At 60.3% G+C, this 18605-nt stretch carries 18 protein-coding genes and 1 riboswitch; of the genes, 11 read left to right on the forward strand and 7 right to left on the reverse strand.

From position 1 onward, the window contains the following. The first annotated feature begins 26 nt into the window (after nt 1–26). Entirely contained in the window at nt 27–956 is a 930-nt protein-coding gene (locus K7A42_RS02660) for an inositol monophosphatase family protein (protein WP_162719230.1), read from the forward strand. Between the two features lie 32 nt (nt 957–988). Next, on the forward strand, nt 989–1615 hold the full coding sequence (locus K7A42_RS02665; protein WP_006698657.1) for a dual specificity protein phosphatase family protein: 627 nt from the start codon (nt 989–991) through the stop codon (nt 1613–1615). 115 nt (nt 1616–1730) lie between these two features. Here K7A42_RS02665 and K7A42_RS02670 read toward each other — a convergent pair whose 3' ends face one another. From K7A42_RS02670 to argE, 6 genes are all read right to left on the reverse strand, one after another. Continuing rightward, complete coding sequence (locus K7A42_RS02670; RefSeq protein ID WP_112555505.1) at nt 1731–3188, reverse strand: NAD-dependent succinate-semialdehyde dehydrogenase; 1458 nt, start codon at nt 3186–3188, stop codon at nt 1731–1733. Nucleotides 3189–3203: 15 nt separating this feature from the next. Further along, nucleotides 3204–4247: a tartrate dehydrogenase gene (locus tag K7A42_RS02675; RefSeq protein ID WP_111813441.1), complete on the reverse strand. Its 1044-nt coding sequence runs from the start codon at nt 4245–4247 to the stop codon at nt 3204–3206. A gap of 13 nt (nt 4248–4260) precedes the next feature. Continuing rightward, nucleotides 4261–5724: an aldehyde dehydrogenase family protein gene (locus K7A42_RS02680; RefSeq protein ID WP_035208479.1), complete on the reverse strand. Its 1464-nt coding sequence runs from the start codon at nt 5722–5724 to the stop codon at nt 4261–4263. A 191-nt stretch (nt 5725–5915) separates the two neighbouring features. Continuing rightward, nucleotides 5916–6272, reverse strand: a complete 357-nt coding sequence (locus tag K7A42_RS02685) for a cupin domain-containing protein (protein ID WP_004438300.1) — start codon at nt 6270–6272, stop codon at nt 5916–5918. A 30-nt stretch (nt 6273–6302) separates the two neighbouring features. After that, nucleotides 6303–7226: a 2-hydroxyacid dehydrogenase gene (locus K7A42_RS02690; RefSeq protein WP_112555507.1), complete on the reverse strand. Its 924-nt coding sequence runs from the start codon at nt 7224–7226 to the stop codon at nt 6303–6305. A 21-nt stretch (nt 7227–7247) separates the two neighbouring features. Continuing rightward, nucleotides 7248–8372 (reverse strand): acetylornithine deacetylase, encoded by a 1125-nt coding sequence (argE, locus tag K7A42_RS02695; protein ID WP_035208573.1) that lies wholly within the window; start codon nt 8370–8372, stop codon nt 7248–7250. 224 nt (nt 8373–8596) lie between these two features. Between argE and K7A42_RS02700 the strand changes: the two genes are divergently transcribed. The 5 genes from K7A42_RS02700 (at nt 8597) to K7A42_RS02720 (ending at nt 13293) form a co-directional block, all read left to right on the forward strand. Then, the gene (locus K7A42_RS02700; RefSeq protein WP_004438306.1) at nt 8597–9475 is read left to right on the forward strand and encodes a GNAT family N-acetyltransferase; all 879 of its coding nucleotides are present in this window, start codon (nt 8597–8599) and stop codon (nt 9473–9475) included. A 125-nt stretch (nt 9476–9600) separates the two neighbouring features. Next, a riboswitch (cobalamin riboswitch) is annotated at nt 9601–9835 on the forward strand. 158 nt (nt 9836–9993) lie between these two features. After that, a complete protein-coding gene (locus tag K7A42_RS02705) occupies nt 9994–11025 on the forward strand; it encodes an ABC transporter substrate-binding protein (RefSeq protein ID WP_112636668.1) in 1032 nt (343 codons plus the stop codon). Continuing rightward, a complete protein-coding gene (locus K7A42_RS02710; RefSeq protein ID WP_004438311.1) occupies nt 11022–12050 on the forward strand; it encodes a FecCD family ABC transporter permease in 1029 nt (342 codons plus the stop codon). The genes K7A42_RS02705 and K7A42_RS02710 overlap by 4 nt, the downstream gene beginning before the upstream one ends. Continuing rightward, complete coding sequence (locus tag K7A42_RS02715) at nt 12047–12844, forward strand: ABC transporter ATP-binding protein (protein ID WP_112555511.1); 798 nt, start codon at nt 12047–12049, stop codon at nt 12842–12844. Before K7A42_RS02710 ends, K7A42_RS02715 begins: the two co-directional genes overlap by 4 nt. Next, nucleotides 12841–13293, forward strand: a complete 453-nt coding sequence (locus K7A42_RS02720; protein WP_006698648.1) for a pseudoazurin — start codon at nt 12841–12843, stop codon at nt 13291–13293. Before K7A42_RS02715 ends, K7A42_RS02720 begins: the two co-directional genes overlap by 4 nt. Before the next feature lie 145 nt (nt 13294–13438). Here the strand turns inward: K7A42_RS02720 and K7A42_RS02725 are convergent, their stop codons facing one another. Then, entirely contained in the window at nt 13439–14263 is an 825-nt protein-coding gene (locus K7A42_RS02725) for a class I SAM-dependent methyltransferase (RefSeq protein ID WP_112555513.1), read from the reverse strand. A gap of 113 nt (nt 14264–14376) precedes the next feature. Here K7A42_RS02725 and K7A42_RS02730 point away from each other — a divergent pair, with 113 nt between their 5' ends. The 4 genes from K7A42_RS02730 (at nt 14377) to K7A42_RS02745 (ending at nt 18558) form a co-directional block, all read left to right on the forward strand. Further along, nucleotides 14377–15510, forward strand: coding sequence for an ABC transporter substrate-binding protein (locus K7A42_RS02730; protein ID WP_111813432.1), 1134 nt, complete (start codon nt 14377–14379; stop codon nt 15508–15510). A gap of 98 nt (nt 15511–15608) precedes the next feature. Continuing rightward, entirely contained in the window at nt 15609–16748 is a 1140-nt protein-coding gene (locus tag K7A42_RS02735; protein ID WP_112555515.1) for an ABC transporter substrate-binding protein, read from the forward strand. Beyond that, complete coding sequence (locus tag K7A42_RS02740) at nt 16745–17812, forward strand: FecCD family ABC transporter permease (protein WP_113731641.1); 1068 nt, start codon at nt 16745–16747, stop codon at nt 17810–17812. Before K7A42_RS02735 ends, K7A42_RS02740 begins: the two co-directional genes overlap by 4 nt. Then, entirely contained in the window at nt 17806–18558 is a 753-nt protein-coding gene (locus tag K7A42_RS02745) for an ABC transporter ATP-binding protein (RefSeq protein WP_174151621.1), read from the forward strand. Before K7A42_RS02740 ends, K7A42_RS02745 begins: the two co-directional genes overlap by 7 nt. Nucleotides 18559–18605: the final 47 nt, after the last annotated feature.

An 18605-nucleotide genomic window follows, 5' to 3' on the forward strand; every position in this document is an offset into this window, starting at 1 on the left:
CCTTTTTGCGAATGAACGGAATGGACATGCCGATGCAGACCTCATTGAGCGAACGAAATCCTGGAGATGAGGGCGCATTTTCCCGCTCCGTGCGGTTGATGAAAATCGCCGAAACAGCGGCGCGTGCCGTGCGCGATCCTCTGCTTGCGGCATTCCGATCGGATATGACAGTGGACTACAAGGTCGATCTCCACGATATCGTGACTATCCACGACAAGCGCGCTGAGGTCGCCATTCGCACCATCATTCTCGAACGGGAACCCAACTCGGCCATCATGGGTGAGGAGGGCGGCCAGATCGGTAGCGGTGAGGTGCAATGGTATGTCGACCCCATCGACGGCACGGCAAATTTCGCCCGCGGCCTTGCCTTCTGGTGCGTGTCCATTGCCGCCGTTATCGACGGGAAGGTTGTTGCCGGCGTGGTTTATGACCCTGTCGCGGAGCAGATGTTTTCGGCCGATGTCCAGGCGTCTTATCTGAACGGCGAAAGGCTGCGCTCGCGTAGCGTCTCGGACGAGACACGGGCGACGCTCATCACCGGCTATCCCGTCTCGCGCGATTTCCGGCTGGATGGGCGGGAAGCGGCGCTGGCCAATTTCGGTACTCTTACTGAGACCTTTTCTACATTGCGCCGGCCCGGCAGCGCTGCGCTCAGCATTGCTCACGTCGCGGCGGGCTGGACGGATGCGGCCGCTGGTTTCGGCGTCAACGCCTGGGATGTGGCAGCCGCCATCCTCATTCTCAAAAATGCCGGCGGCACCTATGAACCTCTCACTCTTGGAAAGGTGGCGGAAGGCGCCGCCGAATTCCTTTGCCCGGGTTATATAGCCACGGGTGAGGGGGCCAACTATCCGACATTGCAGCGGGTGGCACGAGCCATATCCGCAAGCCGCAGCGCCAAGACGTCGGTGCAACACGGGCCAACCGCCGCAGAAACTGAAAAAGCAAAGATATGACGGCTGCCGTACCGGTGCCGGGGAGACATGACATGCCGCAACCGCAACAGACCATAGCCCGAGAGCAGGAGAGCGGCGAACTGCCGAAGCTCAGCCGCATCTATGAACGGCATCCGCTTTATGGTGTCGATCTCTTCATTTCGGGCAAAGAGGGTGCGAGCGATCTCAATCTTCTGCGTCAGAACGGCATCACCACCGTCGTCAATTGCGCCGTCAATCTGGACTTCAATTTCGTGGAACAGTCCGATGTGGTTTCAGATCATGAAGGCAGCGTCTATGGGCCGGGCGAAATCCGATATTACAAGATCGGTCTGATCGACGGGGCCGGAAATCCTGATACTCAGATGGTGGCAGCCCATTATATTCTGCGGGCGGCGCTGGAGCAGATTCTGCCGGAAAAACCATCTTACCCCCGCCGGGAGCGCGGCAATGTGCTCATCAATTGCCGGGGCGGCCGTTCCCGCTCTGTCGCCGTCGTCGCGCTCTTCCTCCATCTCACACTGCCAGCGGAGTTTCCGACCCTGGACGACGCGATAAGCTTCGTTCGTCTGAAACGAGAACTGCCGGAAAATGAGTGGTATAAGGCTCCGAAACCCGTCCTGGCCGAAGCCGCTCGGCGGGCTGCCGGCTGGATCGCGATGATCGACGCGGCCCACTGAAGAAGGCGCTCATTCGGGCCGCGCTTCCCATTCCGCACAGGCATCTCGTTTCTTGTCGATCTGCAAAAAAGAAGGGTCGCTGGGCGACCCTTTAGTCGGGGATGGGAAAGAAGTATCAGGCAAGTCCGCCGATATGGAACGTCTTTATTTCCAGATATTCTTCGATGCCGACCTGCGCGCCTTCGCGGCCAAGGCCGGATTGCTTGACCCCGCCAAAAGGCGCGACCTCGGTGGAAATCGCGCCGGTGTTGAGGCCCACCATTCCGAATTCCAGCGCTTCACCCACGCGCCAGGCGCGTCTGAGGCTTTCAGTGTAGAAGTAGGCCGCAAGCCCAAACGGGGTACCGTTGGCGATGGCGATCGCCTCTTCTTCCGTTTCAAAACGGAAGAGGGGAGCGACCGGGCCGAAGGTCTCTTCGCTTGCCAGACGCATGCCGGTCGTTGCGCCGATCAGCACAATGGGGGCGGTGTATTGCGGACCTTCCGGTAGAGGGCGGGGTCTGGTGATGATCTTCGCACCTTTGGCCACGGCATCTTCCACATGGGCGCGGATCTTCGTTATGGCCGGCTCATTGATCATCGGGCCGATGGACACACCGGCCTCCGTTCCGGGACCGACCCGCATGGCATCAACGCGATCCGCCAGTTTTTTTGCAAAGGCGTCATAAACGCCTGCCTGAACGAGAATGCGGTTGGCGCAGACGCAGGTCTGCCCACCATTGCGGAACTTCGAAACGAGCGCGCCTTCCACGGCCAGATCGAGATCGGCATCGTCGAAAACGATAAAGGGCGCGTTGCCGCCCAGTTCCAGCGAGAGCCGCTTTACACTGTCGGCAGCGCCTCGCATCAGGAGTGAGCCAACGCGGGTTGAGCCCGTGAAGGAAATTTTCCGCACCGTCTCATTCGCCATGATTTCGTTGCCGATATCGGTCGGCATGCCCGTCACGATGTTGATGACGCCAGCGGGAATACCGGCCCGTTCGGCGAGAACACCGAGCGCCAGTGCCGAATAGGGCGTGAATTCGGAAGGCTTGATGACGACGGTGCAGCCGGCGGCAAGCGCGGGTGCAACCTTGCGCGTGATCATCGCGTTCGGGAAGTTCCACGGGGTGACGATGCCGCAGACGCCGACCGGTTCTTTCAGCACCACGATGCGCCGGTCCGGTGTCGGTGAAGGGATGGTGCTGCCGCCAATACGGCGAGCTTCTTCCGCGAACCATTTGACGAAGGATGCGCCATAGCGGATTTCTCCCTTCGCCTCCTCAAGCGGCTTGCCCTGTTCCGTGGTCAGGATCAGCGCAAGATCGTCCATATGCTCGATCATCAGGGCGAACCATTTTTCGAGAAGGGCCGCCCGCTCGGCATGGGTCTTTTTTCTCCAGGGGCCGAAGGCCGCATCGGCGGACTCGACCGCCGCCCGGGTTTCCCCTCCGCCCATATCCGGCACGCTGCCGATGACTGCCTGCGTTGCCGGGTCGATCACGTCGACCGCCTTGCCCGATGCCGCTGCCTTCCATGCGCCGCCGATCAGGCCGGCCTGGCGAAAGAGATCCCTATCCTTCAAACCTTGCATCATCTGTCTCCGAAATCAGTCGAGCGCTGCGAGAACTGCAGCCGTTATGGCGTCCGTCTCATCCCTGCCCGGCACGGTGCCGATACCCCGGCCGGTCGTCGTTTCCAGTGCGGCCATAATCCGAGCCGCGGCATTCTTTTCCCCGAGATGCTCGAGCATCATCGCCCCCGACCAGATGGCGGCGATTGGGTTCGCGATGCCGAGATGGGCGATGTCAGGCGCTGAACCGTGCACCGGCTCGAACATGGAGGGCGCGCTGCGGTCGGGATTGATATTGGCGGAGGCGGCAAATCCGAGACCGCCCTGAATGGCCGCGCCCAGGTCGGTCAGAATATCGCCGAAGAGATTGGAGGCGACGACGACATCGAGGCTTTCCGGCGCCATCACCATGCGCGCCGCCATGGCGTCGATGTGGTAGCTGGAAACCTCGACACCGGGATATTCGGCGGCAAGCCTGTGCGTTACCTCATCCCAGAACACCATCGAATATTTCTGGGCATTCGACTTGGTGATGGAGGCCAGCTTGCCGCGACGTTTCTGCGCCTGTTCGAAGCCGAAACGCAGGATGCGCTCCACGCCCGTCCGGGTGAAGATCGAGGTTTCCACGGCCACCTCATCGTCCGTGCCCTGATGGACCCGGCCACCGGCGCCGGAATATTCGCCCTCGGTATTTTCGCGAATGCAGAGGATATCGAATCGATCCGCCTTCAACGGACCTTCGACACCGGGAAGCAATCGGTGCGGTCGGATATTGGCATATTGCACGAAGGCCTTGCGGATCGGCAGCAGCAGGCCGTGCAGAGATACCGAATCCGGAACTTCGGCCGGCCAGCCTACGGCCCCGAGGAGTATGGCGTCGAAACCGCGCAGGGTCTCAATACCGTCCTTGGGCATCATCGCGCCGGTTTCCTGATAGAAGGCGCAGGACCAGGGGAACTCCGTTCCTTCAAGCGCAAAACCGGAGGTTCTGGCGGCGGCATTGAGGACCTGCCATGCGGCATGAGTGACGCTCTTGCCGATGCCGTCGCCGGGAATGAGTGCGATGCGATGCGTTTTCAAGAAATTTCCCCTGTCACAGTCCAATCAGGACGCTCTTGCTCTTGCGGTTGGCGAGATAGGCTTCCCGTCCGAGATCCTTGCCGATGCCGGAACGTTTGTAGCCGCCGGTAGGCAGAATGTGGTCGCGCGAGCGGCCGTAACGGTTGACCCAGATCGTACCCGCCTGGATGGCGCGGGACAGGCGCATGACGCGTGAGACGTCACGGCTGAAAAGACCCGCCGCCAGACCGTAGGTCGGATGATCGGAAAGCGAAAGAGCCTCTTCTTCCGTGCGGAAGGTCTGCAGCGTCAGCACCGGCCCGAAGATTTCCTCGGTCACGGCGGGGGAGGTCTGGTCGACGTTTGCGATCAGTGTCGGCTGGTAGAAATAGCCGGGGCCGTCCATGATCGCGCCGCCGGTGAGGCATTGGCCGCCATGGGAGACCGCTGCCTGCACGATGCCGTCGATGCGCTTGCGCTGCACCTCGGAGATAATAGGCGAATATTGTGTTGTCTCGTCCCAGGTGGGCCCGGGCTTCACCGCCTTCATGCGGGCGATGATTGCGGCGGAGAGGGCATCTGCCGCACTGTCCTCCACGAGGATGCGCGAGCCGGCCACACAGGCCTGCCCGGCATTGGAGAGAATATTGCCGGCGATGGCCGTCGCCGCCTTTTCGATATCCGCATCGGCGAAGACAATCTGTGGGCTCTTGCCACCAAGTTCCAGCGTCATGGGCTTGATCCCTGTACGGGCGATATTGGCCATGATGGCGGCTCCCGCGGCGGTGGAGCCGGTGAAGCTCACCTTCGAAATCTCGGGATGGCCGGTGATGGCGTTGCCCGTGACGGGACCGTCGCCCAGCACGATGTTGATGAGGCCGGCGGGTAACCCGGCCTTGATCGCCAGCTGCGCCATGAAAATACTGGAGAAGGGCGTCATCTCCGAAGGTTTCAGCACCACGGCATTGCCTGCCGCAAGCGCCGGGCCGAGCTTCCAGCCAGCCATGGAGACCGGAAAATTCCACGGTGTAATCGCACCCACCACGCCATATGGCTCCGTCATGATCATGCCGAGGCTCGTGTCGTCGGTCGGCACCAGATCGCCGCCTTCCTTGTCGGCGAATTCGGCGAAGAAGCGGATTTGCTCGGCGGTCACGGCGATATCGCCGGCGATCAGTTGGCCCACCGGCCGGGTCGAGGACAGCGCCTCGATCTTTGCCAGCGTCTCGGCTTCCTGCTCTATCAGGTCAGCCCAGCGTTGCAGGACCCGGGTGCGCTCGCGCGGGCGCACCCCGCCCCAGTTGCTGCTTTTCAGTGCGGCCTTGGCCGTTTGCACCGCTTCATCCACCAGGGCTGCATCCGCCTTCGGGCACCCGGCATATGGGGCCCCGTCCGATGGGCGGTGCATGTCGATACCGTTTTCAGCGGTGACGAGCCTGCTGCCGATGAAGTGGCCGATTGGCAGGGACAGGCTGTCTGGATCGAAGCTGAGCGTCATGGGAAATCCCCTTTGAATATGCCCTCAAAGCTAATTCCTGTCGGCAAGCGAAATCGACCGACTGCAGCCGTGGCAGTGAACGAAAATCCCGTTTTACCGTTGCCAGACAGCGCAATCTTTGGTGCGTGCTGCCTGTGGTCTCTCGCCGGTTCCGTTGTCGCGGGCAACCTGGAAAACCGGCGAGATACGCCTCATCCGTTCACTGTGACGTAGATTTTGCGCACCGTCTCGATGGTCTTCCAGACGCCGACGAAACCGGGTTTCATTACGAAACTGTCGCCCGCCGTATAACGCTGCGGTTCGCCGCCATCAGGGGTGATTTCGATGACGCCGGCCAGAATATGGCAGAACTCGAAGGTCTCACCTTTGATGGAACGGCTTTCCCCCGGTGTCGCTTCCCAAATGCCTGTCTTCACGGTTCCGTCGCGAGCTTCGTCAAGCGCCCAGGTCTTGAACGACGGGTCGCCTGCAATGAGGCGTTCTGGCAGCGCCTTGGAGGCCTTGGGCTCGAAATCGGGGTTGGTATCGATGGGCTTGAGAAGCGGCATGGATTTTCCTTTCTGAAACAGGCGTGATGATCAATATCCGCGGCGGCGGTCGACAAGGCCGAGCGGTTGAAGACCGGACTCGTGGCGTTTGATGTTTTCGACAACGGTGCGTGCCGCGGAATGGGGCTGAGTGACGCTGGCGATATGCGGCGTCAGGAGAATTTTGGGGTGGGTCCAGAAAGGATGGTCTTCGGGCAACGGTTCGGGATCCGTAACGTCGACCACTGCACCCGAGAGCCGGCCTTTATCGAGCGCATCGAGGAGTGCGCCGTGATCGAGCTGTCTGCCACGTCCGGCGTGAACAAGTCCCGCGCCATCGGGTAAAAGGCTCAGGCGCTGGGCGTTGAGAAGTCCGGTGGTCTCGTCCGTCAGCGGCAGCAGGCAGATGAGGATGTCGCTGGTGGAGAGTATGGCTTTCAGCCCGTGATCGCCATGGTGACAGGTGACGCCATCGATCTCGCGCGGCGACCGGCTCCAGCCGGCGAGCGGAAAGCCGAAAGTTCTTAACCGCTCCAGCGCTGCGACGCCCAGCATGCCGAGGCCAAGGACGCCAATCCGGCAGTCTTCTGCCTGCCGTTGCGGCAGCGCCTTCCACAACTGCTGCCGCTGCTGTTTCAGATAGGCGGGGAGATTGCGGTGAAGGGCGAGCACGCCGAGGCAGATATATTCCTGCATCATGCGGATGATCCCCTCATCCACCATGCGTACGACTTTCACCGTCTGCGGGACCGTATCGATGTGAAACTGGTCCACACCGGCCCCGATCGAAAAGAGGATTTCGAGGTTACGATAACGCGCTATATCCTCCGGCACCGTCCAGGTGATGAGGTAACGGACTGCATCGGGATCGACCTTGGAGGCATCCATTGCGAAGGGGAGATCCGGCAATTCGTCAGCCAGGGCCTGCCGGAAGATTTCGCCGCGTCTGGCGTCGGAGTTAAAGAGAAATGTCATCTGATCCGTGGTCTCGAGGGTTCATGCCGTGCAGCGCCGGCCGAGCATTTCCAGCATCGACTGGCAGGCGGAAAGTTCGCCCGCTGTTATGAATTCGTCCGGTTTATGGGCGCGGCCGATATCGCCGGGGCCGCAGATGATGGCGTCGATGCCCGCAGCCTGAAAGAGCCCGGCCTCCGTGCCATAGCTGACGGCCGCGAGACCGGGAGTGCCGGTCAGTTCCTCCAAAAGCGAGGCAAGCGGGGCCTCGGCGAGAAGCGACAGCGCCGGATAGGCGCTCATCGGCAGCCATTCGATATCGACACCTGTCGCGGTGAGCGCCTCCACGCTACGTCGTACCGGCTCCAGCAGGTCGATTGGCGAGACACCTGAAATAGCCCTTGCCTCCAGTTCGATGGCGCAATGATCGGGAATGATGTTGATCGCCTGTCCGCCGTTGACGGTACCGATCTGCAGGGAAGAGTAGGGCGGCTCGAAGGTCTTCTCTAAAGGACCCCGGGTCAACGCGTCTGCCGCCTCCACCGCCGTCGCGATGATGCCTGCCATCAGATGAATGGCGTTCACTCCCTGATCGGGCCGTGAAGAATGGCCTGACCTGCCACGGATGCTGACCCGCGCCGCGGCTTTTCCCTTGTGGGCACGCACGGAACGCAAATTGCTGGGCTCGCCGATAATGGCGCCCGCCGGTGGCGCGCACAGTTCCGGCAGGCGCGCGATGAGATGGGGAACACCGCGGCAACCTGCCTCCTCGTCGTAGGAAAAGGCGATATGCACGGGGCGCTGAAGCGTCATGCGCGAATAGGCAGGGGCTGCGGCGAGGACGGTTGCCAGAAAACCTTTCATGTCGGTCGTCCCGCGTCCGTAAAGCCTGTCGTTTTCCGTTCTCAGCCGGAAAGGATCGGAAGACCATTCCGGTTCTCCGGCGGGTACCACATCCATGTGCCCGGACAGAATGTAACCGGCCCGATCGGCTGGTCCGAAGGTGGCGAAGAGATTGGCGCGGTCTCCCTCCGGCCCCGGAATCACGGATACTCTTGCGCCATGGCTTTCCAAATATTCGGCAATCCATCCGGCAATGTCGCCATTGGCCGTTCCCACCACTGACGGAAAGGCGACGAGACGCTCAAGGATTTCGATTGCGTTCATGGTCGTCCCCGTTGGCCCGTTATGATGGCCGCATTGCTCATTGCAAAAGCTTAGAACGGCCGAAGGCGTTTATCTGCTGAAAAGCGAGGTATTTCGGTAGATTGTTGTGTCCTTCCAGTGCTTTCAGAAAATTCGTGCTGGCATGGCTCGTTATCCTCGGACGTCATGGCTTGGACGCCGGGAACGCTGGTTCCCCGCGCTGGAGGGAGTGAGAGCCGTTTGCGATGGAGCTGCTCAAAGTCGATAGTTTCGAGTTGCGGACCGTGGATATTGCCGATGTGGAGGCAGATCGTCTGCACGCCCTCTCCATGGCGGTCGGATGGCGCTATCACGCCAATGAATGGTGTTTCCTGCGGCAATGCGGTGTCGGTCTCGCTGCGCTGGACGAGATCGACCGTGTTGTCGCGACAGCGATGCTCTTTCCCTATGATCAGGGTTTCGCGACGCTCGGCATGGTCATCGTATCGCCACGTCTGCAGGGGCGTGGCGTGGCGCCCTGGCTGGTGCGGCAGCTTCTGGCAAAATACCCGTCAACCGTCTTGCGGCTGAACGCCACCGACGTTTCACGTCGTCTTTTTGCAGGGCTAGGCTTTTCCGGAGATGCGGAAAAGGTGCAGCTGTTTCGGGGCAGGGCGCGCTCCCCCGTGCAGACACCGGGGCTTGGCAGAAAGCAACGGATCGAGCCCCTCTCGGAAGATCATTTGTCGGCGGTCGTGACGATTGACCGGGTGGCTTTGGGCGTATCGAGGCGGGGCGTGCTGCAACGTCTTCTGCGCGACAATACTGGCTATGGCCTTTTCGAGGTCGATCGTTTGGTGGCTTTCGCGCTGCGCCGGGCGGCCGGGCGAGGTCACATCGTCGGTCCGGTCGTCGCAGTTGAGGAGAAAGATGCGGTCGCGCTGGTGAGTCGGCATTTTGCCGATCTGGACGATCAGCTCGTCCGTCTGGATGCCGTGCAAGACCAGGGCGTATTGACCGATTTTCTGACTCAATCCGGCCTGGTCGTGATCGAAACTCTTACCACCATGTCGAAACAGGCGCCGCAGCCTGCGGGTTCGGGTCCGGCGAGGATTTTCGCCCTTGCGGGTCCATCGCTGTGCTGAAGCGCAGTTTTGAACCGCCTCAATTCGACTGATTATGTGGTGGTCCTGTTTCGGGCGTCGCTCGACGCGATGCGTTCCGCTGCGCTGGAAACATGCTTTGATGATTGACGCACTGCCCCTTGACCCTTATGTGAGAAAGCGACGGTTCCTGCAGCCGAAAGGCGAAGGGATTAATAGGGAACACGGTGCGGGCGATGATTATCGCCCAATGCCGTGGCTGCCCCCGCAACTGTAAGCGGATTGCCGCTCATCCTCGTGACGCCGATGGCGTCATGCCACTGCATTCTCCGGAATGCGGGAAGGCAGATGAAAGGCGCAAATCCGTGAGTCAGGAGACCTGCCGTCAAAATATAAACCATCGTTACGGGCGGGGAAGCCCGGAAGAGGAGATTGTAATGTTATTTCATAACATTTGGTTTGCGTCCTGTTACCGTTCTCCGTACAAGACGTTCCGTGGTTGCTGCGCGTTCTGACGCCGCTGCTCTGGAACAAGCGATTTCATTTCGATTGGAGAACACATGTTTCATTCTGGACGCCTGCCGGTCCGCGCCGGCTTTCTCGCTGCTGCGCTTGCAGTTCTGCCCGCCGCCACCGCCAATGCCGCGGAAACGGCATATCCCTTGACAATCAAAAGCTGCGGTCACGACATCACTTTCAGGCAGCCGCCCGCCCGCGCCGTCTCCGTCGGCCAGAGCACGACTGAGGTTCTTTATCTGCTCGGGCTGGCCGACAAGGTCGTTGGCACGGCCCTGTGGATCGGCCCGGTCCTTGCGGGCTATGAGGAGGCCAATTCCAGGGTGGAGCGTCTGGCCGACAATGATCCAAGCTTCGAGGCCGTCGTCGGAAAGAGGCCGGACCTCGTCACAACGCAGTTCCAGTGGCAGATCGGCCCCGAGGGCGTTGTCGGTACGCCGGCGCAATTCGCCGAACTCGGCATTCCTGTTTACACCTCGCCGGCAGATTGCGTGGGCAAGGACAATTCCGGGGGCGGCGACGGCGTGCGCAAGACCGGCTTCACAATGGATTTGATCTATCAGGAAATCCGCGACCTTGCGCAGATTTTCAACGTCCAGGATCGCGGCGAAGAAGTGGTCAATGATCTCAAGAAAAGGGAAGAGGCTGCCCGCGCAAAGATTGCTTCCGCAAACGGCAAGCTTTCCGCCGTCTTCTGGTTCTCCAGCGCGGAACTGGATATCGATCCCTATGTGGCGGGCCGCAACGGCGCGCCCGGCTACATCATGTCGGCGCTCGGCCTGAAGAATGTGATCGAGAGCGACGAAGAATGGCCAACGGTCGGTTGGGAAACCATCGCCAAGGCCAATCCTTCGGTGATTGTGGCCGGAAAGATGGACCGCCGCCGTTTCCCGGCTGACGACATCGCCGTCAAGCAGAAATTCCTCGCAACCGATCCCGTGGCCAGCATCATGCCAGCTGTCAAGGAAGGTCACGTCTTCGAGATGGACGCCCAGGCGATGAACCCGACCATCCGGACGATCGAAGGCATTGAAACGCTGGCTGAGGCAATTTCGGCTGCCGGTCTCGCCAAGTGAGCGGGTTTTCAATCCATCTCGGCAGAGGAGGGCTGGTTTTTGCCGCGCTCGCCCTGCTGCTCGGCGCGCTGATGGCCGGGGCGGCCATCGGCGAAACCGCCATTCCATTCGATGTGGTGGCGAAAACCATCGCCAACCGGGTGTTTGACGCCGGTTATCCGCTGGAGCCGCTGGATGAGGGAATTGTGTGGAGCTATCGTCTCAGCCGCGCCGTCGTGGCCGCCTGCTGCGGGGCTTCACTGGCGCTTGCCGGCGCGGTTCTGCAATCGCTGCTGCGCAACCCGCTTGCCGACCCCTATATCCTCGGTATTTCCGCGGGCGCCTCCACCGGAGCGGTGGGCGTGGCCCTTCTCGGCTTTGGGGCGGGCTTTCTGACAATGCCGGCGGGGGCACTGATCGGTGCCTTCGTCGCATTCTCGCTTGTCAGTCTTCTGGCGGTGCGTGCAGGGCACGGCAACAGTGCCATCATCCTGGCCGGTGTGGCCGGTTCGCAACTGTTCAATGCCATGACGTCCTTCATCGTCACCAAATCCGCCAATGCCGAACAGGCGCGCGGTATCATGTTCTGGCTGCTGGGGAACCTCTCGGGCGTGCGCTGGCCGGATGTGTGGCTGGCCCTGCCGGTCAGTGTTGCCGGTCTTGCGGTTTGCCTCTGGCACGCCCGGGCGCTTGATGCTTTTGCCTTCGGCGGGCAGGCGGCCGCCTCGCTCGGCATTCCGGTGCGGCGGACCTATGCAGTACTGATCTCGGTTTCGGCGATCATGACGGCGGTGATGGTCTCGCTGGTCGGGTCCATCGGCTTTGTCGGCCTCGTCATTCCCCATGCGGCACGCATCTTCGTCGGCGTCCGCCATGGACTGCTGCTGCCGGTGACAGCATTGACCGGTGCGGTATTCATGATCATCGCCGATATTTTCTCCCGCATTGTCATTCCCGGGCAGGTGCTGCCCATCGGCGTTATCACCGCGCTTGTCGGCGCGCCCGCCTTCGCCTTCATCCTCGGACAGAAGAGGGGACGTTCGTGAAGCTATCCGCTCATGACCTGAAATTTCGCGCAGGCAATATCGACATCGTACGCGGTGTCTCGCTCGATGTCGGCTCCGGAGAGTTTCTCGGCATAATCGGCCCGAATGGGTCCGGTAAAAGCACGCTGCTCTCCATGCTGGCCGGCATCCGCAAGCCGCGCTACGGTCACGTTATGCTCGGCGGCGATCCGCTCGCCTCCCTCGGACGGCGTGAACTCGCTCGCCGGCTGGCTTTTGTGGAGCAGCAGGCCGAAACCACCGAGCGCATCACGGCACGACAGGCGGTGGAATTGGGGCGCACGCCCTATCTCGGTCCACTTTCGGCGTGGTCTGTGCATGACGACGCGATCGTCGAGGCCGCGCTCGATAATGTCGACATGGCCGACAAGGCGGAGCGCAGCTGGCACCACCTTTCCGGTGGTGAGCGCCAGCGACTGCATATCGCCCGCGCATTGGCGCAGGAGCCCAATATTCTGCTGCTGGACGAGCCTACCAATCACCTCGACATCGGCCACCAGATCGGCTTGCTCGATCTGGTGCGCCGGCAGGGATTGACCGTTGTGGCGGCCCTTCATGATCTCAATCACGCCGCCATGTTCTGCGACCGCATCGCCATTATGCATCGCGGTGAGATCATCGCCATCGGCGCGCCGCGCGAAGTCCTGACGCCGGCAACGATAGCGTCCGTCTTCGGAGTGGAATGCGTTGTGACGGTTGATGGAAGCGGCTTTTCGCACATTCGTTTTCTGCCGGCCCACGGACGGGCCGATCATGCAAGAAAGGTCATGGCATGATGAAATTGCTGAGGCTTGCAAGAGTTGCAGGCGTTGCCGTGCTCATGGGGTCGGGTTTATCCGCACATGCCTCGGCAGAAACCTTCGAGGTGAAAATGCTGAACAGGGGCGAGAAGGGCCCAATGGTGTTTGAGCCCGATTTTCTGGAGATCACCGCCGGTGATCGCGTGCGCTTCGTGCCGACCCACAAGAGTCACAATGCCGCGACCGTTGAGGGGATGGTTCCTGAAGGTGTGGAAGGTTTCAAAAGCCGGATCAATGATGAATTCGAGACCGGTTTCGACAAGCCGGGTTTCTACGGTATCAAATGTTCACCGCATTATGGCATGGGCATGGTCATGCTGATCAAGGTCGGCGATGCGACCCTGCCGCAGAGCTACCGGACGGTCGATATGCCGGCTCGGGCAAAACCGCGCTTCGAGGAACTTTTCGAGCGCGCGGAAAAATGAGGTGCCGGTCAGTCCGTGCAACAGGGCAGGGAATGATCCGCCCCCAGTCACCGTTGCGCATTTGTCATCAGAAGACCGTCTTCTACGGTCAGGGACTTGACGCTCTAGATCTTTCGATCTGGCCTGAGGACACACAGACGGAGCCTCAGGTTTTGCCTGTGATGTCCGGCTTCACCGCGCAGACTGCATAACGATGCTGCAGCCCCCGGAGTATACCTTTCAGCAGGCTGAAATTTTTCGCCTGGGCGCGGTGAATGGCCTGGAGTTCCTGATCGATTGCAACAGGTTGGAAACCCGTCTGTCGCAGAAGCGCTGCAACTTCGCCGGCTCTCGCACCGTTTGAAAAATAGACACGCGACAGGATGCTGGTGAAGGTGTTTTCCGGATCAGCTGGCTTGTGCGGCTGATCCTGTTTGACCAATCCCAAGCCTTCGAGACTTGCCGCAAGTTTCTTTACCAGTTTTTCGCGCCAGCTGGTATTGACGAAATCGCCATCCACGATCAGCAGGCGTCCACCCGGTTTCAGCACTCGGAACCACTCCGCGAAACTTGCCCGCGGATCGACCAGCGTCCAGACCAGATGGCGGGTGATGATGACATCGGCGCTCTCATCCGGCTCCATCGTGTTTTCGGCATCGCCGACGAAGAAACGGATGCTACGCCCACGGCTTTTTGCTTTTTCACGGGCAAGCGCCAGCATCGTTTCGGACCAGTCCATGCCGGTAACCTGAAATCCGAGATCGTCCATGAGGTGAGAGATGACGCCGGTGCCGCTGGCAAGATCGAGCGCGCTGCGCCCCTCACCCGGACCAAGATGTTTCAAGATCAGCGCGTGCCACGCCTCTCGCTCCTCTTCGGAGAAAATTTCATGGCCGGGGGACAGGTCGAAAGTCGCCGCCCGGCCGGACCAGTAGGCTTTGATTTCGTCTCTCAGGCTGTCGTTTTTGCCATATTCTATGGTGTCGATCATTGGTCTTCAGCTCATGTACCGGTCAGTTAAGAATGGCTCTAAAACATAAATGTTGACTAGTATAGTCAGAAAATAATACAGCCGCGCCAGTCAACACTGGAGAGCAATATCCGATGCGCATCTCAGCCAAATCTGCGGCATTTGCCCTTGGCCTTCTCGTATCTGCGGCATGGCCGGCATTGGCCGAAAAGGTCACCGTCAAGGATGTGACCGGCCGGGATGTCGAAGTCAACGTTCCCGTTTCGCACGTCATTCTCGGCGAAGGCCGGCAAATTTACTTCCTGGCGGCGCTCGACAAGGAAAACCCTTTCCAGCACGTGGTCGGCTGGCGTGACGATCTGTCGAAGGCCGATCCGGAAACCTACGACGCCTATCTCGCCAAATACCCCGATATCGCCAAGCTGCCGACTTTCGGCGGCATGAAGGACGGCACCTTCGATGTCGAGCAGGCCGTTGCCCTGAAGCCCGACGTCATTCTGATGAACATCGACGCGAAGACGGCGACCGAAGAGGCAGGTTACATCGAAAAGCTCGCAAAGGTCGGCATTCCGCTGGTCTATGTCGACTTCCGCGAAAAGCCGATGGAAAACACCGAGCCGAGCATGCGTCTGATGGGCAAGCTGATCGGCAAGGAAAAAATCGCGGAAGACTTCATCACGTTCCGGGCGGAATCCATCGCGAAGGTAACGGACACGCTTGAAAAGGCAAATCCGAAGAAACCTGTTGTGTTCATGGAGCGTGCCGGCGGTTACTCCGACGATTGCTGCATGTCTTTCGGCAACGAGAATTTTGGCAAGATGGTGGAGCTGGCGGGCGGCATCAACATGGCCAAGGATATTATTCCGGGCACCTTCGGCACCGTCAATCCTGAGCAGATCATCGCTTCCAACCCGGAGCAGATCATCATCACCGGCGGCAACTGGAACGGTTATGTTCCCGGCGGCAACTGGGTCGGCGTCGGTTACGGCGCGGATGTGAAGGAGGCCCGTCGCAAGCTGGAAAACCTGACCAAACGCCCGGCTTTCACAGGCGTCCAGGCCGTGAAGGATGGCAATGTCCACGCCATCTGGCACCAGTTCTATAACAATCCCTATCAGTTCGTGGCCATTCAGGAAATCGCCAAGTGGCTGCACCCTGATCTCTTCAAGGATCTCGATCCCGAAGCCACGTTCAAGGAACTTCACGCCCGCTTCCTGCCGCTTGACTACAAGCCCGGCTACTTCGTTTCGCTGAAGGATGGGAAATAAGACAGGGACGGTGAAGGAGGAGCGCCGGTCCACTCGATGGATGAAGCCGCAGCCACGCGGCTTCATCGTTTTGTTTTGAACTTGATGAGGACCTTCTCATGCGGCTCAGCGCCCTCAGGCATCTTGCGATGCTGGCCTTCTCCCTTCTCGCCGTCCCGGCTCATGCCGGGGAGATCACCGATGTCACCGGACGCAAGATCGAGCTGGACCTGCCGGTCAAGCGTGTCCTCGTTGGCGAGGCGCGTCAGGTTCACGTCATCGCGGTGCTGAAGGGCGACCAGACTTTCGATACTATTGTTGGGTGGCGTGACGACCTGCTCAAGAAGGACCCGGACAGCTACGCCGCCTACGTCGAGCGTTTCCCCGAGATCGAGAAACTACCACGCTTCGGTTACGTGCCACAGGGGGATTTCAGCCTCGAGTCGGCCATCACGCTTTCGCCTGATGTCATCACACTCAATCTCGAAGCGGAGAAATCAGCCAAGGAAAGCGGTTTCGAAGAAAAAGCCGAAGCTGCCGGTATCAAGGTCGTCTATCTCGATTTTCGCATCGATCCCGAAAAGAACAGTGAAGCCTCGGTCGAAATCCTCGGCAAACTCTTCGGCGCCGAAGAGCGCGCGAAGGAGTTCATCGCCTATCGCCGTGCCGAAATCGCGCGTGTGACCGACCGGCTCGCCAGCGTCAAGGACTTGAAGCGCCCTAACGTCTTCATTGAGCGTTCGCCCGGCATTTCTGGTGAAAACAACTGCTGCCGCACTTTTGGCCCGGCCAATTTCGGCGCCATGGTCGATCTCGCCGGTGGTCGCAATATTGCGGATGGCATCATCAAGACGACCTTTGGCGACCTCAATCCCGAACAACTCGTCGTTGCCGATCCCGAGCACGTGATTGTCACAGGTTCGAACTGGGCGGCTGAATCCGACATCAATCAGTTCGTTCCCGTAGGACGCGGTGCGGATATGGCTCTTTCCCGTGAGCGACTGGCCAACCTGATGAAGCGCACGCCGTTTCCGGAACTGACGGCCGTCAAGCAAGGCAACGTGCACGCCGTCTGGCACCAGTTCTATGGTGCGCCTTACGAGTTTTTCCCGATCCAGCAATTCGCCAAGTGGTTTCACCCGGACCTCTTCGCCGATCTCGATCCGGAAAAGAATTTCGAGGAGTTTCACCGGAAATTCCTTCCCGTCACCTACAAGCCGGGCTATTTCGCCTCGCTCGAAAAAGGTTTGAACCAATGAGTTCGCTGAATGAAAGCGCCGTTGGCGTCAGCGGGCGCGATCAATATCGCGCCCTTGCCGCGCGCAGGATCGTCATCCTCTTCGGGCTTTTCATCGCCCTGTGTTTCAGCATGGCCGCAGACATGGCGCTCGGTCCGGCTCGCTACACCCTCTCCGACGTGCTTGCGACCATCGCCGATCCGGCTGCGGTGGGAAACCAGCTGCGTGTGGTCATCTGGGACATCCGCATGCCGATCGCGCTGATGGCGGTCACCGTGGGCGCGTCCCTTTCGGTGGCGGGCGCTCAGATGCAGACCATCCTGTCGAACCCGCTCGCCAGTCCGTTCACGCTCGGCATCTCGGCCGCCGCAAGCTTCGGTGCGGCGCTGGCGCTCGTCGGCGGGGTGGCGATCTTTCCGGGCGCCGTGCACTACATGGTGCCGATCAATGCCTTCATCATGGCAATGGTAGCGGCCCTCTTCATCCATTTCGCGTCGACCCTTCGCGGTGTGACGGTTGAAACGATCGTGCTGCTTGGCATCGCACTTGTCTTCACCTTCAATGCGGCGCTGTCGCTGCTCGAATACCTCGCTTCCGAACAGGCTCTTGCCGCCGTCGTCTTCTGGACCATGGGCAGCCTGACGAAGGCGACCTGGGACAAGGTCTATGTCACCGCCGCCATTCTTCTCGTTACCGTGCCGATGTTCATGCGCAATGCCTGGGCGCTGACGGCGCTCAGACTCGGCGATGACAAGGCGGCCAGCATGGGCATCAATGTGCGCCGTCTGCGGCTGCAGACGATGCTGACGGTCAGCCTGCTGGCCGCCATTCCGGTTTCTTTCGTCGGCACAATCGGTTTTGTCGGGCTGGTGGGGCCGCACATCGCCCGCATGCTGGTGGGTGAAGATCAGCGCTTCTTCCTGCCGGGTTCGGTGATCTGCGGAGCATTGCTGTTGTCTGCAACCTCGGTCATCAGCAAGATACTCATTCCCGGCGCTGTTCTGCCGATCGGCGTCATCACGGCGCTGGTGGGCGTACCTTTCTTTTTCGCGCTTATTTTCGGTAACAGGAGACGCGCATGGTAGCCCTCGCATTGAAGGATGTTGGCGCCGCCTATGGGCGCTCCACGGTTCTCTCCAAGGTGGGCATCGATACGCTCGAAAGCGGTAGCGTGACGGCGGTGATCGGCCCGAATGCCGCCGGCAAGTCGACGCTTTTCAAGCGCATCGCCAGCCTGATCTCCGGTCCCGGGCTGGTGGAACTTTCCGATACCGCCCGTGGAGACCGCGCCATCTGCTACATGCCGCAGGACACCGGCGCAAACGCGGTACTGACGGTCTATGAATCCGTTCTGCTTTCCGCCAAGCAGGGCGGCGGCTGGCGCGTTCAGGATCATGAGCTGTTCGAGATCGACGCCATTCTCAAGGCGCTGAAAATCCATGACCTTGCCTTCCGCGGGCTTGGCGAATTGTCAGGCGGCCAGCGCCAGCTGGTCTCGCTGGCACAGGCGCTTGCCCGCAAGCCGGAGGTGCTGCTGATGGATGAGCCGACTTCCGCACTCGATCTCCACCGGCAGATCGAGGTTCTGGGCTTCGTCACCGAACTCGCGCAGAAGACAGGCATGATCGTTCTGATTGCGCTGCATGATCTCAACCACGCGCTGCGCTATTGCGAGAAGACGATGGTGATCGCACAGGGCGAAATGGTGGTGAGCGGCAGCACGGAAGCGGTGATAACATCCGACATGCTGCGCGAAATCTATCGCATTGATGCACGTATCGAACCCTGCTCGCAGGGCAGGCCGATGGTCATCGTCGACGGGGCAATCTGACGATGGAAGAACCCGGCTGCAAAAATTGCCGGGTTCCCTGGTAACTC

The sequence above is a fragment of the Agrobacterium sp. InxBP2 genome, from assembly GCF_026191755.1.
Classification (GTDB): Bacteria; Pseudomonadota; Alphaproteobacteria; order Rhizobiales; family Rhizobiaceae; genus Agrobacterium; species Agrobacterium pusense.